Source organism: Flavobacterium sp. 245 (assembly GCF_004362055.1).
Taxonomy (GTDB): Bacteria; Bacteroidota; Bacteroidia; order Flavobacteriales; family Flavobacteriaceae; genus Flavobacterium.
Map to the genome: position 1 here is coordinate 146584 of NZ_SNXB01000008.1, position 16031 is coordinate 162614.

General features: G+C 33.0%; 11 protein-coding genes and 1 tRNA gene. 5 read left to right on the top strand and 7 right to left on the bottom strand.

What is annotated here, in order from left to right; genetic code table 11:
- Positions 1-2: 2 nt before the first annotated feature.
- The 3 genes from EV145_RS15855 to EV145_RS15865 are packed head-to-tail and all read right to left on the bottom strand — an operon-like array spanning position 3 to position 6033.
- Positions 3-1322 (bottom strand): GntP family permease, encoded by a 1320-nt coding sequence (locus tag EV145_RS15855; protein ID WP_133526178.1) that lies wholly within the window; start codon positions 1320-1322, stop codon positions 3-5.
- Positions 1323-1336: 14 nt separating this feature from the next.
- On the bottom strand, positions 1337-2866 hold the full coding sequence (locus EV145_RS15860) for a SusD/RagB family nutrient-binding outer membrane lipoprotein (protein ID WP_133526179.1): 1530 nt from the start codon (positions 2864-2866) through the stop codon (positions 1337-1339).
- 11 nt (positions 2867-2877) lie between these two features.
- Positions 2878-6033, bottom strand: a complete 3156-nt coding sequence (locus EV145_RS15865; RefSeq protein WP_133526180.1) for a SusC/RagA family TonB-linked outer membrane protein — start codon at positions 6031-6033, stop codon at positions 2878-2880.
- A 233-nt stretch (positions 6034-6266) separates the two neighbouring features.
- On the opposite strand from EV145_RS15865, the gene EV145_RS15870 reads away from it, so the two are divergent.
- Positions 6267-7034: a nitrilase family protein gene (locus EV145_RS15870; protein WP_133526181.1), complete on the top strand. Its 768-nt coding sequence runs from the start codon at positions 6267-6269 to the stop codon at positions 7032-7034.
- Here EV145_RS15870 and EV145_RS15875 read toward each other — a convergent pair.
- Positions 7031-8719: an Ig-like domain-containing protein gene (locus EV145_RS15875; RefSeq protein WP_133526182.1), complete on the bottom strand. Its 1689-nt coding sequence runs from the start codon at positions 8717-8719 to the stop codon at positions 7031-7033. The genes EV145_RS15870 and EV145_RS15875 overlap by 4 nt on opposite strands.
- 282 nt (positions 8720-9001) lie before the next feature.
- Between EV145_RS15875 and EV145_RS15880 the strand changes: the two genes are divergently transcribed.
- From EV145_RS15880 to EV145_RS15895, 4 genes are all read left to right on the top strand, one after another.
- Positions 9002-9877 (top strand): hypothetical protein, encoded by an 876-nt coding sequence (locus tag EV145_RS15880; protein WP_243739274.1) that lies wholly within the window; start codon positions 9002-9004, stop codon positions 9875-9877.
- Positions 9837-12194: a hypothetical protein gene (locus EV145_RS15885; protein WP_133526184.1), complete on the top strand. Its 2358-nt coding sequence runs from the start codon at positions 9837-9839 to the stop codon at positions 12192-12194. The genes EV145_RS15880 and EV145_RS15885 overlap by 41 nt, the downstream gene beginning before the upstream one ends.
- Before the next feature lie 10 nt (positions 12195-12204).
- Entirely contained in the window at positions 12205-12609 is a 405-nt protein-coding gene (gene mce / locus EV145_RS15890; RefSeq protein WP_133526185.1) for a methylmalonyl-CoA epimerase, read from the top strand.
- 146 nt (positions 12610-12755) lie between these two features.
- A tRNA-Ile gene (locus EV145_RS15895) sits at positions 12756-12829 on the top strand.
- Between the two features lie 142 nt (positions 12830-12971).
- Here the strand turns inward: EV145_RS15895 and EV145_RS15900 are convergent.
- The 3 genes from EV145_RS15900 to EV145_RS15910 all read right to left on the bottom strand — a co-directional run bounded on the left by EV145_RS15900 (position 12972) and on the right by EV145_RS15910 (position 15876).
- Complete coding sequence (locus tag EV145_RS15900) at positions 12972-14945, bottom strand: AAA family ATPase (protein ID WP_133526186.1); 1974 nt, start codon at positions 14943-14945, stop codon at positions 12972-12974.
- Between the two features lie 261 nt (positions 14946-15206).
- Positions 15207-15437: a hypothetical protein gene (locus EV145_RS15905; RefSeq protein ID WP_133526187.1), complete on the bottom strand. Its 231-nt coding sequence runs from the start codon at positions 15435-15437 to the stop codon at positions 15207-15209.
- Positions 15438-15603: 166 nt separating this feature from the next.
- Positions 15604-15876, bottom strand: coding sequence for a hypothetical protein (locus tag EV145_RS15910; RefSeq protein ID WP_133526188.1), 273 nt, complete (start codon positions 15874-15876; stop codon positions 15604-15606).
- Positions 15877-16031 lie beyond the last annotated feature (155 nt).

Here is a 16031-nt window from a genome sequence, read left to right on the forward strand (position 1 = left end):
TATTAATGTATTATAGAGTTTAAAATAAAAACGAAAATGATTCCTAAAACAGATACTAAAGATTCCATAACGGTCCAGGATTTAAAAGTGTCTTTTAGGCTGATATTAAAATATTCTTTGAACATCCAAAAGCTTGGGTCGTTTACATGCGAACACATAAGACTTCCGGCTCCAACTGCCAATACTAATAAGTTGGGGTCCAGACCGTTCAATTGTAACAAAGGTAATAAAACGCTGGCAGTCATTAATCCGGCTGCGGTGGCTGAGCCAACACAAACACGAATAATTGCCGCCATTAGCCAAGCGAGTAAATAGGGATGAATATTTGTTTGAGTTAAAGCCGTAACAATTGTTTCGTTTACACCGCTTACAATCATAACTTCTTTTAGACTTCCTGCTCCACCAACAATTAAAACAATCAAGGCAACATCTTTTATGGCAAGGGCGTAGTCATCCATCACAGAAGCTAGACTTCGATTCATTCTTGTTCCTAATGTATAAGTACAAAGAAGAAGGGAAATCAGCATAATCATACTAGGTTCTCCAATTGTTTTACAAAGATTATTTACTGCTTCATTTGTTGTAATTAATGGCAGTAAAGAAGTTATAGTCAAACCAAAAACAGGAAATAAAGCCGAGAATAAACTGATCGAAAAACTCGGCAGTTTGCCGTCATTTACAACTTCTTCAACGTTTATTATTTCATGATCTGATTCGGTTTTAATGTTTTTTAGCAAATTCGAAAACAACAATCCTGCTATAAAAATGGTTGGAATCGCAATTATGATTCCGTAAACTAAAACAAGGCCAATATCAGCTTTTAAAATACTGCTCAAAGCCATTGGAGAAGGATGTGGTGGCAAAAAACCGTGTGCTACTGAAAGCGAGGCCAGCATTGGGATTCCGAGATATACTTTTGAAAGCTTAAATTGATGGGCTACTGAGAAGATTAAGGGTACTAACAAAACAAAACCAACACTATAAAATAGAGGTATCCCAACAATAAATCCGGTAATCATTAATCCTAGGCGAACGTGTTTTTTGCCTGTCCATCCCATAACTGTTTTAGCAATGACATTTGCCGCGCCCGAGGAGACAGCAAGTTTGCCAATGCAGGTTCCAAAAACAATAATTAATGTAATTGAACCCAACATTTCGCCCAAACCCTTTTGAACTGTTTGCGACAAAGTGTTTATTGGCAGACCTAAAAATAGGCCTGCCAGCAAAGCTGTAATGATAAAGGCAATAAACGGATTGATTTTAAACCAAGCAATTTGAAGGATTAAAAATGCAATACATGCCGTAAGAATTATAATGCTCATTATCTAATTTTTTATTATTTATCCCACCAGATTCTAGTTGTGAAATTATCTTCGCCCTGACGCTTAACGGCTTCTGCTAAGTTAACTGAATTAACAGAATATTCACTGGTTGGATATTTGAATCGTCTTGGAATTGTGCCATTTGTAACATTTCCAGGGAAATTTACCGGAACCAAAACAGGATATCCAGTTCTTCTCCAATTTGAATATACTTCTTGTTCATCTACAAAAAGCGCCACATAAATCTGTGTATGAATTTGATTCATTTTTGCATCAAATGAACCTGCAACATTAAAAGGATTTGCCGTTAAATAAGGCGTTGCATCCGTTATGGCATAACCAGCGCCATAAATTGCCATGTTTAAGAACGAAGCTTTTACTCCTTTTTCGTATAAATCTTTATCAGTTTCATTAGTGTACCAGCCTCTTGCGGCAGCTTCGGCTAGTAATAAATTGGTTTCAGCATTGCTTATTATCATAAGCGGTGCATCATATTTGAAAACCGTACTTTGGTTTGGTTCAGAATAAGTGCCTTGTTCAACTGGAGTGGGAGCAGTTTTAGTTCCGTTAGGGAAACCTTTTTGTACAGCAAGAGAAGTATTTTGAGTTGTTCCCTGCCAAACTCCGGCATAAACGCTGATTCTAGGATCGGCAGTTGATTTTAATAAATCGATAAATGTTTTAGCTAATTTTCCGCCTTCTACATTTTTTTGGCCGTATGATCCTGCTGTAAAATCTTGTCTTCTTGAATCAAATCCAACAGGGTTTCTGTTAATGTCATTTGGTCCGTCAGTATATTTAATTACAGCATTATCAGTTCCGTTTAGGATGACACCTCCTGCAATAGCTTTTGTCACCCAAGTTTTAGCCAAAGCTGGATCAACTTTAGTTAACCTCATTCCCAAACGAAGCATTAAAGAATAGGAGAATTTTTTCCATTTTGCGATATCGCCGTCATATAAAAAGTCTGCTTTTCCAAAACTTGTTTTTGATGCATCCAAAGCCGTTGCTGCTTCATCAAGTTCTTTTAGCAAATCTTTATAAATTGATTCTTGAGAATCGTATTTAGGAAGAAAAATGGCAGAACTGTTTGCTTTTGCGGCCTGAGAATATGGAATATCTCCATACAAATCGGTTAGCCTGTGATACAAATAAGCTTTCCAGATTCTGGCAATATTGAGTTTGTTGCTGTCGTTAGGGGTGTTTTTTAAGGCATCAATAACAATTTCAGTTTCGTTTATTCCTGTTGGATACGCCTGATTAAAATAAGCGGAGTAATAAACCTCGTTGCTTAAATATTTGTCTCCGGCGCCAGAAGCTTCTTTGTATGTTGCGTAATGCTGTAAAATGCCACCACATTCCAAAATATTTGTTGCAAAATAATTGTTGTTTAATCCGTCCAGCTGCGCTTTGCTGAAAATGTAATTTGGATTTGGTTTTTCAACAACATTCGGATTGGTATTGATTTCTTCAAAATCTTCGGTGCAGGATGTCATACTTGCTAAAAGTATTCCTGCCATATATAAAAAGGTTAGCTTTTTCATTTCTCTTCAAATTAAAATTTAACATTTAAGCTTAAACCAAAGCTTCTTGTTTTAGGCAATCCAAATTGCTCTACACCTTGCGCATTTCCTGCACTAAATACAGATTCTGGATCAACATTTGGTGTTTTCTTATAAAGGATGAATAAATTTCTGGCAACAAAAGAAACAGAAAGACTCTGAAGTTTTGCCAATGCTTTTATTCTTTCAATTGGTAATTGATAACCAACAATTACTTGTCTCAATTTGATAAAGCTTGCATCATAAATGAAAGTCGAAGAAATGTTTCGTAAACCGTCATAATAAGTTCTTAAGTTTTCTGGAGCAATTACCATGTTTACAGGGTTTCCGTTAGTGTCAACTCCCGAAATTGGCAATCCGGTTTCACGGCCTTCTAAAGTCAGTTTAGTTAATCCCATACGAGTTCCATATAAATCTGTTCCAGAATATAAGCTTCCGCCAAATTTCCCATCAATTAAAAAGCTGAATGATATTGCTTTGTATTTAAATTCATTGCTGATTCCAGCTCCCCAAGGATGAACTCCTTGTCCTAATTCTTCTAGCGGGCCTCGTGCAATGCTTGCAGATCCTCCGCTCACATTATAAACTGTATTTCCATTAGCATCTTTTAATGGTTTGTAACCTTTTATAATGCTGTAAGGACGTCCAACATCACTTGTAATAGTAACATATCCATTTACAGAAGTAGCCATCGTAATAGAATTCAAATCATCTGTAAGTGCTTGAACGGTATTTTTGTTGTACGATCCGTTGAAAGTGGCATCCCATGAAAAATCTTGATTGCTGATGATTTTTCCTGTAAGTAAGAGTTCAACACCTGTATTTTTCATTTTTCCAAGATTCAGTAGAGCCGTATTTGCTCCTGAACTTGTTGAAATCGTTGTTTCAACAATATCATTTGTAGTGGCGCGGTTGTACCATGCAAAATCAACATTTAATCGGTTATTGAAAAAACCTAAATCGGTACCAATTTCAAATGTTGTAGAAGTCAGTGGACTTAAAGTTGAATTTGGAACTCTGCTGCTTGTTGGTCCTTGTAACTGTTGTCCGTTATGTCCTCCCTGAACCATTGAATACGATTGATTTAAAGCATAAGGATCTGGAGTTGCTCCTCCAACTTGAGCCCAAGAACTTCTTAGTTTTGCAAACGAAACCCATTCAGGCATTTTTAATAAATCGGAAACAATTATACTTGTTCCTACTGAAGGATAAAATACCGTATTGTTTTCTGCAGAAAGCGTAGAGAACCAATCTTGACGTCCAGTGAAATTTAAAAATATGACGTTTTTATAATCGAAGTCTGCAGCGCCATAAACAGAATTTGTTTTTGTTTTTCCGTACGGATAGGAATACGTAAGCGTTGTTAAATTGCTTAAAGCATAAAAATCATCTAATACATATCCAGATCCTTCAACTTTAGTTTCGTCTCTCAATGTAGTTCGGGAGTTTACACCAACTAAGGCATTTAAAGAGAAATCTTTGTAGAAGTTCTTTTTAGTATAATTTAAAATTGCTTCGGTATTTAAATTTGAAAGTTTCATTCTAGAACCTTGTGCATATCCAACAGGATTATTTAATGTAGTTTTCGGAATATATCCAAAGAACTCATAATCGGTATAATCTTGTCCGATTCGGCCTTGAAGAAAAAGATCTGGTGTAAAATTCAGTTTTACATTCAGCATCCCAATAAAACGATTTTTGGTATCGCTGTTTTTAATTTTATTGACAACAAAATAAGGATTTGTTGCAACGGCAACGGGATTCCAAGCCTCTTCAATTCCGTTTTCATCATAACCTGGAGCCAGATTTCTAATGTCAACTGTGTTTGCAATCATATAAGTTCCCCAGTTTGCATTTGCCTCAGCATCAGAAACTGTAGGTCGGTTTGCTGATTTTTCTAAATTGTATTGTGTTACCACGTCAAATTTCAACCAATCAGTCAGGTTTACATTACTTGCCAAGTTGAATGTTTTACGGCTAAAGCCAGAATTTGGCAAAATGCTTTCGTTTTCTAGGTTTGAAAATGAAAGGCGTCCAGTTGCTTTTTCAGTTCCTCCAGATAAAGCAATCGAATTAATAAAAGTAGTTCCGGTTTCGTAGAAGTTTTTGATGTTGTTTTTTTGTGCTACATAAGGTCGGGCAACACCATCGAACTGAACAACATTTGTTCCGTCCATTTTTGCTCCCCACGACCAGCGCCCGTCAGCAATGGCTTCAGCTTGATTAGCTGGTTTTTGTCCGTTGTGGCCAGAACCATACTCGTACTGCCAATCTGGAAAAATAGATGGAGTTTCAAAAGTGAATGAGCTATTATATTCAATTCCAATGCCTTTTTGGGCAGTTCCTCGTTTGGTTTGAATTAAAATAACCCCGTTCGCAGCGTTGGCGCCATACAATGCCGCAGCTGTTCCTCCTTTTAAAACGGTGATAGATTTGATGTCATCAGGATTGATTACCGCTGTTCCGTCACCTCGATCTACATTGATTCTGGTAGATCCTGGGCCGTTTCCAATACCAGGCAAGTTAAGCTGTGTATTGTCGATTGGCAAATCGTTTACCACGTACATTGGCTGATTATTTCCGTTTAAAGATCCGTTTCCACGAATTACAACACGGCTTGAACCATTAGGACCGGTTGCAGTACTGCTTACGTTAACTCCGGCAATTTTTCCAACTAATGCATTGGTAATATTGGCTTCTTTTGCTTTAGTAAATTCAGTCCCTTTTAATTCAGTAACAGCATATGAAACTGCTTTTCCGCTTTTTTTAACTCCCAGAGCGGTTACTAAAACCTGATCCAGAACATTTTCTGCAGGTTTTAATTTTATTACTAAATCTTTTGTATTGTCTAATTTGAATTCTAAAGTTCCATAACCCATATAAGAAATCACAATATGGGTTTCGTTTTCAGGTACGTTTAGTTTAAAATTTCCATTTTCATCTGTTATGGCAGCAATTTTAGGATTGTTCTTTGCGTAAATTGTTGCTCCAGCAATTGGCATTCCGTCGTCTTGACCTAGAACTTGGCCCGAAATTTCAGTTTGATTGCTTTTCTGTTCAAAGAGATGCTTTTTTATTGCAGTCTCTTTTGCATTTGCAGAGAAAATTATTCCTCCAACAAGTACTAATGAAATTAGCTTTGTTTTCATAATTCTTTGGTTTTCATGTTTTTTTTGGTTTTTATTGGCAGTCAAATATAAATATTAATTTTTCACATTTGCATTTTTTTTGCACAAAATGCATTTTTTTTGCAAAATAAAAGTTTGAAATGTTTTTTATTTCCTTATGAAATATTGATTTTAGACGTATTTTGAGAAAATTTTGCAGAAAATGCTTTTTGGAGAAAAAATTAGATTTAGCTGAAAATTCGTATTTTTGAAATATGAAAATCGCACTTATACAATCAGATCTGCATTGGGAAAACGCTTTGGAAAACAGAAAAAGCTTCGAATCGAAAATAAATCAAATCGATTCTAAGGTGAATTTGATTGTTTTGCCTGAAATGTTTTCGACAGGATTTACAATGAACCCTTCTGCTGTTGCCGAAACAATGGATGGCGAAACGGTTCTATGGATGAAAGAGGTAGCAAAACAAAAAAGCGCTGCAGTTACAGGAAGTTTGGTTATTTCTGAAAAGGGAAAATTTTATAACCGAATGTTTTTTGTTTTTCCTTCGGGAGAAATTCAATATTACAATAAACGCCATTTATTTACATTGGCAGGAGAAGATCAATTTTATACTGCCGGAACAGAAAAAGTTATTGTCGAATATTTAGATTGGAAAATTTGCCTGCAAGTTTGTTATGATTTGCGATTTCCTGTTTTTGCCCGAAATACTGAAAATTATGATCTGCTTTTATATGTTGCCAATTGGCCAAAAGTGCGCACCAATGCATGGGACGCTTTGCTGAAAGCACGCGCCATTGAGAACTTAAGTTATGCTGTTGGTGTAAATAGAATTGGTTTTGACGCTAATAATTACGAGCATATAGGACACTCTCAGGCAGTTGATTTTTTAGGAAATTATATTCTTGAACCACAAGAAACTGAAGGTGTTTTTGTGGTTGATTTAGATAAAAATAAAATGTTGGAAACTAGAAAAAAACTTGATTTTTTAAGTGATCAGGATGTTTTTGAAATTAAGTTTTAGAAAGCTTTTCGTTTCTTTTCGGCTTCTTTCTTTTTCTTTTCGTCTGTTTTTTTCTCGACTTCTGGACTAAAAGGAATACTTAAATCGATAGGCTGATCAACATCCCAATTTGCTCGCACATCAACTTCTTTCTGGAAATAGAAAACTTCTTCAGAATAAGTTTTGCTCAGGAAATTTCCAGTATCATAAACTTTGTTTTTGTTGTCGTCATAAATTACACGCACCGAAAAGGCTTCGGGTTCAACTAAATTGAACTCGATTTTAGTCTGACTTTCAGAATATTCAGTTGCAAGAACTTTGTCTCCTCTTTTATTAATGATTTGAACAATAATTGGGAAACGCTTCACATTTTGCAGATTAAGAACTAAATTTCCATAGTCTTCTAATTCCTTAGTGGTTAATTTATACGACAAAGTATCGTTTGATTTATCATAAAAATCAGTCAAGGCACCCGGCATTAATGTAAAACGATATTTTTCTAAAGGTTCTTTTTTGAAATCAAAATATAATTTTTGCTCAAACTCATCATATTCTGTGGTAAATTTTACAGCAACAGAATCTTTGTTGACTAATGAAATTTTTGAATTATCAAATTTCACCAAAGGTGTTTCCGATTCTAGTGTGAAGCGTTCTCTAAAATTAAGTACGCCATTTTGAACCGCTTTGATATTCAGTGTGTCTTTTTTCAGCTCTTTAATTTTAAAACCGAATTTCTTGTTGTATTTATCGGCATTAACTTCCAGAGACAGCGAATCGGTTTTTATTGGTTTATACCAAATTTGCAGGGAATCTTTTTTAGGGAACTCTGTAACAATAGTTTCCAAAACATCATTGTGGTTTTTAAGCGTAATTTTAGGTTTGGTAACTTTGAAATCCATATTCCCCTCATACGGAAGATATAATCTGTTTCCAGATGCCTGAATTGGTTTTAAAGTTTTTAAAGGCAATTTTTCTTTGAATAATTCCAATTCAAAAATAGTATCGTTTGGAACCGTAATTGGATGTTTTATAAATGCAATCTTGTCATCTTTTGGATTGAATTTATTGTTGCTTGATTTGTCTTTCATGGCAACTAAAAGATATTTTCCGGCCTTTAAATTTTCTAATTTAAAAGTTCGCAAACTATCCAGAGTGTTGGTAACATATCTCGGGAATTCTTTATAAACAGCCGAATCTTTGTATTTGTCATTTACTTCGTAAAGCATAACAGAGACAAAATTATCGACATATTTTTCATAAGAATCTTTGATGATTCCTTTTATAGAAAGTGAATCAATGTAAGATCCAGTCGAAAAAACATACTTAAATTGATTAATCGAATTTCCTTCGTTATTGTCTGCCATACTTTCGCCAAAATTCAAACTGTAAGTGGTGTTTGGCTGTAAAGTGTCTTTTAGTTTTATAGTGATAACTTTGCTTGCGTTTGTTGGCAATACAAGCGGTTCATACTTCATTGGAGGGGAAATGATCAGCTGTTTGTTCAGGTTTTTCAGCTTTACATATTCATCAAATGTCAAAATGATTTCATTGGCTTTAAAGTCAGTGCTGAAATTTTCAGGCGAGCTTGATCGTAAAACAGGAGCAAGCGTGTCTTTTAATCCGCCTGTAATACTGCCTCTTTTAGCACAGCTCATCATTAAAAATACCAATAAAAGTGAAATGTATTTGAGAGTGTTTTTCAACATAATCGTTTTTGAATTTGATTGCACAAAATAACGATTATATTTGCTTTAATCGAAATTTTTTATCTATTTATTAGGATTTGCAATTTTTGGTTTTTACTCTTTTTTACCGTAATATTTTCTTACTTTTGATTCAAAATGTAATACTATTTAGTTTTGTTAAAACGATTTTTTTGGATCTCACTCTTTCTTTTGCTCACCGCGTGCAGTAAAAACGACAAGCCCATAATTGCGTTTTATTATTGGAAAACCAATTTAAAATTTTCAGAAACAGAAAAAGAAGTTTTGAGAGACAACAATGTCAGAAAACTTTATATCAGATACTTTGATATTGGACTTCATCCAAAAACGCAAAATCCATTTCCTATAAGTCCAATTCATTTTCAGGAAAATATTCAAAGCTTTGAAATTGTTCCTGTGATTTTTATTCAGAACAAAGTAATGCTTGAGCAAAAAATTGATGTTAAAGATTTGGCAGAAAAAACAATTCATTTGATTGCAGAAATCAATCAGAAAAATAAAATTAATTGCGCCGAAATTCAAATTGACTGCGACTGGTCTTTAAAAAGCAAAGACAATTATCTTAAATTTATTGAGCAGATTAAAAAGCTTTCGCATAAAAAGCTCTCGGCTACAATCAGACTTCATCAGGTCAAGTATTTTAAGAAAACGAAAATCCCAAATGTTGATTCGGGTGTTTTGATGTTTTACAATATGGGAAGCATTTCGCCAGACTCTCTGAATTCGATTTATAGCAGAGAAATTTCAGAGCGATATCTTAAAAGTTTGAAGAAATATCCATTGCGTCTTAATTATGCACTGCCTATTTATTCGTGGGCAATTCACATTCGGGATCAAAAGGTTTTAGGACTTCGGTCAAAAATGAATTTTGTGGCGCTCAAAAATGATAAAAACTTCGAACAGATTAATCCGATATTCTTTAAAGTAAAACAATCAAATTATAAAAATGGGGTTTATTATGAAGAAAACGATTTGCTGAAAATAGAAAGTATTTCGGCAGAAAATTTAAAAGAAATGGCTGAAGATTTAAACCAAAATACCACACAGCCACCAAGAGAAATTATATTTTACGATTTAGATGAATTCAATTTAAAAAATTATGAAAAGAATATTTTCAAGCAAACTGTTTCTTGTTTTTAGTATTGGCCTGCTTTCGGTTTACGGAGTGATTTATGCCTGCGCCGGCGGTGACGACTGGGATTTTTTTGGATATAATTCGAATTTTACACCAGAAACTTTCGCAGACAAATCATATTCACCGCTGTTTTTGTCCAATTCAATTTTTTACGGAATTGGATTTGATACCGAACACAATTCCCGATTCAATAAAAATATAAAAGAGGATTGGGCTTCTTATTTAAAAGGGAAAGCCGACACTACTTCTGTCAATTATTTTTTAATTGGAAATGAAACAACAAGATATTATTCGGATGATAAAAACGTAATCAAGAATAAAGAAGAGATTGCAGATTTACATGCTTTTTATAAGAATAAAAAAGAGAATAAAACTTCTCAAAAATGGGGCAAAAAACTCAATTTGAAAGAAGAGAAAATTAAAAATTTTGTTGAGTTTTTGTATTTGGCACAAAAAATAGAAACCGTTTCAATTGGTGAAGAAAACTGGAGTTACGAGCCGGTTGTGGCAAAAACGTTCAATGACGCAAAAATGATTCAGTCAATCGAAAATGTGTATAATACTTTATCAGATCCATTTTTGAAGAACCGTTATTGGTTTCTTACGATGAAAGCTCGTTTTTACAGTAATGACAAACAAAAAGCGATTGATTTTTTTAATAAAACAGAAAGTTCGGTTCCTAAAAACACTTTGTATTATAGAGCACTTTCCTATGTTGCGGGGATTAATTACAAACAAAAGAAATATGCAACTTCGAATTATTTATATGCGAAAGTTTTTGATAAATGTCCGGAATTAAGAGTTGTAACGGCTTACAGTTTTCGTCCAAAAAACGATTCAGACTGGAACAAGGCGCTTTTAATGGCAAAAACCAATGATGAAAAAGCAGCGCTTTGGGCAATTCACGGTTATTATAAAGATGAAAAACAGGCGATTGAAAAAATATATGAATTAAACCCAAAAAGCGAGCATTTAAATTATTTGGCGACCAGATTAGTTAATGGGCTTGAACAATCTATAAACAATTCTTTTCAGCAGGATTCAGGAGATAATCAGCCAAGAAAAAAATTGACTGTAGCAGAAAGCAAAACGGAAAATCAAGCCAAAGTAGATAAAAAAGCACTGGATTTAATTGCTAAAATTTCGGCAGCTGGAAATACAGACAGACCTTATCTTTGGGATTTATCGCTAGGGTATTTACAGACCTTAAAAGGTGATTATGCAAATGCAGATAAGAATTTAGACAAAGCTGTAAAAACACTTCCTAAAACAGAGTTGGCGGGAATGCAGCTTCGATTATTGCATTTTGTAAATAACCTGAGTAAAATTGATAAATTGACAGACAAAAACGAGAAAACAATTCTAGCCGATTTGAATTGGTTGTATTATGAACTTCCAAAAACGTATAAAGGGCAGGAATTTCGTTATCAAAATGCTTCTTCATGGAGCAGAAGTTATTTGTCAACGCTTTATCGAGAAAAAGGAGATTTGGTAATGACTGAAATTTTTGGTGAATCACGTTATAGTTATTGGAACGACGGAAATTCGTTTTATGACAATGAAAAGGTTTTGTTGGAAATGAAAGTTTTTCTGGAGAAACCAAATAAAACCGAAATTGAGAAAATTGGTGCGGGAATTTATAGTTTGAAATTAAAAGACATCAATAATTTTCAGGCGGTTCAGGCAACTTTCAAAAATAAAATTCCGGAAGCTATTGAATTTATGAAGCAGACAGATTCGGTTCAGTATTATAAATTTTTAGGAAATCCGTTTAATGGAAATATAAAAGATTGCCATGATTGCGAGCATGCTGCATATCAGAAAAAGAAATATTCGCAAATGGATTTCTTGACTACCATTAAAGATATGCAGGATAAATTGGCAAAAAAAGAAGATGTTTATACAAATAGTTTGTTGCTGGGAAATGCGTTTTATAATATTTCGCATTTCGGAAACGGAAGAACTTTTTATGAAATCAGCATTGTAGGTTACGGCTCAAGTCCATACTCGTTTAGAAACTCGATGAAAGAAATGATTACGAATAATTCGGTTTCTAAAATGTATTATCAAAAAGCTTTCGAGGCGGCTTCAAACAAAGAACAAAAAGCCAAATGTTTGTATTTGATTTCAAAATGTGAGCGAAACGATTATTACAATAAAAAATACAATGACATCAATAATTACTGGGAAATTCGAGATGATAAAGTTAATTTTATTGCATGGAATTCATTCAAAGCTTTAAGAAAAGATTATTCGGATACAAAATATTATCAGGATGTTATTGCAGAATGCGGTTACTTTAATACATATGTGAACCAATAAACTCGAAACAATGGTAAATAAAATTGAACATATAGGAATTGCGGTAAAAAATATGGACGATGCCAATGCGTTGTTCGAAAAAATGCTGGGAGTTCCGTCTTATAAAATGGAAGAAGTAAAAAGCGAAGGTGTATTAACTTCTTTTTTTCAAACTGGAAACAATAAAATTGAACTTTTAGTGGCCACAAATCCAGAAAGCCCGATTGCGAAATTTTTAGAAAAAAAAGGAGAAGGAATTCATCATATTGCTTTTGATGTTACAGATATTTATGCCGAAATCGAACGTTTAAAAAACGAAGGTTTTGTGCTAATAAACGAAGTACCGAAGAAAGGTGCCGACAATAAACTGATCGTTTTTCTGCATCCAAAGAATACAAATGGTGTTTTGGTAGAGCTTTGTCAGGAAATTAAATAAAAAAATAACATTTTTGTTTTTAAATAAGGTATTGAAAATCAATCTGCTTTTTTGGAACCACCACTTCAAAACAGAATTAAATACAAATGATGTCTTAAAATATTTGGAGTGAATGAAAAATAGTAGTAATATTGCATCCTCAAACCGGTCCTATAGCTCAGCTGGTTAGAGCACCTGACTCATAATCAGGTGGTCCCTGGTTCGAGCCCAGGTGGGACCACAATTTAAGTTTAAAAAGCCTTATAAACATTGCGTTTGTAAGGCTTTTTTGTTTCTAGGGGACGAATTTTTTTATTTATAAATTATTCAATAAAAAAACCTCTAGTAAGAGGTTTTATTGACTTTTGGAAAGATTAGTTGGATTATTTTTGTTTCTTTAAAAAATCTATTGCAAGTTGACTATTTACATATGAATTTGCTTTTAGAGCATACATTCTGCCCAAACTTAAATTTTTGGTATTTTGCTCTCTGTATTTTATTATTTCTTTTAATGAATTCGATTTAAGTTTTTCTAAGGTTGATATTAGGATTTTTTTATCAATCGAGTTAATATCATTTGTAGAAATTATTCCACAAATTATTCTGTCTTTGTATTTGTCTATTGATGGATTGATAAATTTGATTTCATTTCCCAAGAGAGTTTTTAATTCTTCTTTTCCTAATAATAGAAAGCCAAGTTCATTTGGTAATTCTCCTATCGGTAATTGAAGATCTTCAATTATCGCTAAAAATCCTTCAGGCTTTAATGCTTTTTTTAATGTATTTAGAGTTTCTTGCCATGCCTCTATGTGGATTTCGTGCAGTACATTCACAATTATAATTATGTCATATTTGTTGTCTTCAATATTTTCAATTTCATTAATGATTAAATGAGCACCTTTTGAAAGTATTAAATCATTATTGTTTATGTCAATGTCAAAGCAATCGTATTTTTGAATTCGGTTCCATGTGTTTTCTGATTCCTTAATTCGGTCTAATAATCGCCCTTTACCACAGCCATAATCCAAAATATTAAGTTGCTCATTTTCTAATATCAATTTTTTAAATATTTCTAATTGTGGGTCATTTTTATTTGCAGTGTCAAACACTTCAGGGTCTTCAAAACATTGTGCCATAAAATTGGTCATTGCCCAACTAGGTGTTGAGACTAGAAATTCAACTATTTTATTGTAATGTTCTTCAAAGCCCATTAAATCATCAACTGCATTGAATGGTACCGATGAAGATGGAGAATGCAATGTGTCATCTCTAACTAAAAAAATTGAGCTATAATCTAGATTTGCTGTTATAGAAAGGGAGTGAGTTGCAATAATTAACTGTCCCTCATCTTTAATTAAGTTTTCAAGTGTTTGAATTAGTTTTATTTGAGCTTTCGGATGAAGGTTTAATTCTGGTTCATCTATAATGATTATTGATTCTTTGAACTTTATTTTGGGATTTGTATTTAAAAGAAATAATAGTATTGCATATGTAAATAAAACTTTTTCCCCAGACGAAAAATCTTCGTAATTAAATTCTCTTTTATTAATAGTCCAATATCCGGTTCCAGAAATATTAAAACTGTCATCTTGCTCAACTATATTTGTCGATCTTGATTCCCACTCAAGAGTTTTTCCTAAAAATTCATGAATAAGTGAACTTAATAATTCAAATCTTTTATAAGCCACCCTGCTTTTGAATTTTTTTTCGTCACCTCTAGTCTCAATGTCATCAATAACTAATCTATGAGGTAATCTCTGCAGATATGTTAATGCACTTTCTGTAATCATGCTAAATTCTTCTATCTCGATATTTTCTAAAGTAGAATCCACAATACTTTGGAAGCTGACTTTTGTCTGGTCTTTGGAGTCAAAACTTTGTTGAAGAGCTCTTAGGTCTTCGGGTTTTATAATTTTTAATCTGTTGTTTATTTCTGATGAAATATTTTTATTTATAATTTTGAATGAATCGACATTTACAGGGTTTTTGGTATGCTCTCGATTAAGCTTTGCTTGAGATGTTCTTATTTTTGCATCAATATCTACAGACTTTGGATTGATTGTTTTTTCCACTAATAAATCTTGAAGTTCTTTGTGAGCAGAATACACTTCTCGATATTTTATATTTTGGCTAAAAATGTTTAATAAAGGATTTGATATGAAATCAAATTCTTCACTTATTGTAGAGTTTAAGTCAATACTTCTAATTTTATTCTCAATAGCCTTTAGATATCTAGATTTTCCTGAGCCATTTTTGCCAATTAACGCAATAGTTGTATTGAATTTTGTGGAATAAAAGCTTTTTAAACCAAGAGGTTCAACATCGCTTTCGTTTAGTTCTAGTCGTTTTATTCTCATCTTTCGGTTTTAATTAATTAACTGTTTTTTTTGTTTATAGGCTCCGTATTTATTCAGGATTTTTTTTACAAATTCAAATATATCCAAAAAAATAACATATTATTTAATATTGCTTTTTTGTTAATTTATTGAATGTAATAATAATTATAAAAAGATTTTAGAGGCTAGATTAAAATTTATATAAATTAAAAAAAAGCCTACTTAAAAAATTGACTTGCACCATCATTATGATTTATTAAATGAATATATTCAGGATTAAGATTAATAAAATCCAATACTATGTTGATTATAATGTTTTTTACTTCTCTTTCTTTTTTTATTCTCAATTTCATTAGCGGATTCTAGAAGTTGGTTAAATGAAGTTCCGTTATAAATTAAAATTGCTATTAGGTATTCTCCAAGAATCATGTCTTCGTTGTCTGAATTAAAGGTTGCAAATTTTGTGTCTTTTGGCAGTTCTTTTAGTTTGGTGTTGTTAGTTTTAGTTGTCATAATTTTTTGTTTTAGTTAGTTATTGCTTTGTTTTTATCGTCCAATCTTTTGTAGAGTGGTAGTATCTGTCTATTCAAGTTTATCATTTTTAAGTTTATAATTAATCTATTGCTGTGGTCTTTTACTTCAAATTCTTTCAATACAGCATCTAATTTTTTAAATTCATCTACATAGCTAGAATCTGTATGGAAATCAGTGTAGAGTTCTGAAACTTGCCTGAACAGTTCCATACTTGGCATTTGAATTTGTCATTATTCTTTGTGACATATTTTGTGACGTAAGAAGCAATTGATCTAATGTTATTTGAGTTTAATTCCCGAACATCAAAGGCGGAAGACGGTTTGTAATTTTCATCTCTCGGAATTATTCCATTTTTCTTCTGCAAGTCAAGCCAGTAATTCCACCATTTTTCGATTTTCCAATATTTGTTGGTAATCATGTGAAAGTGAATATTCCCTTTGAACAGGTCGTTTTTTGTTTGTCTTTCGGCTACCCACAGATATTGAAAATTTACGCTTCGCTTTTTTACGTTGTCTATAAACTTGCGTAAAAATGTTTAATGCTTGTTTGTTTAGGAATAATAAAAAAGCTTCA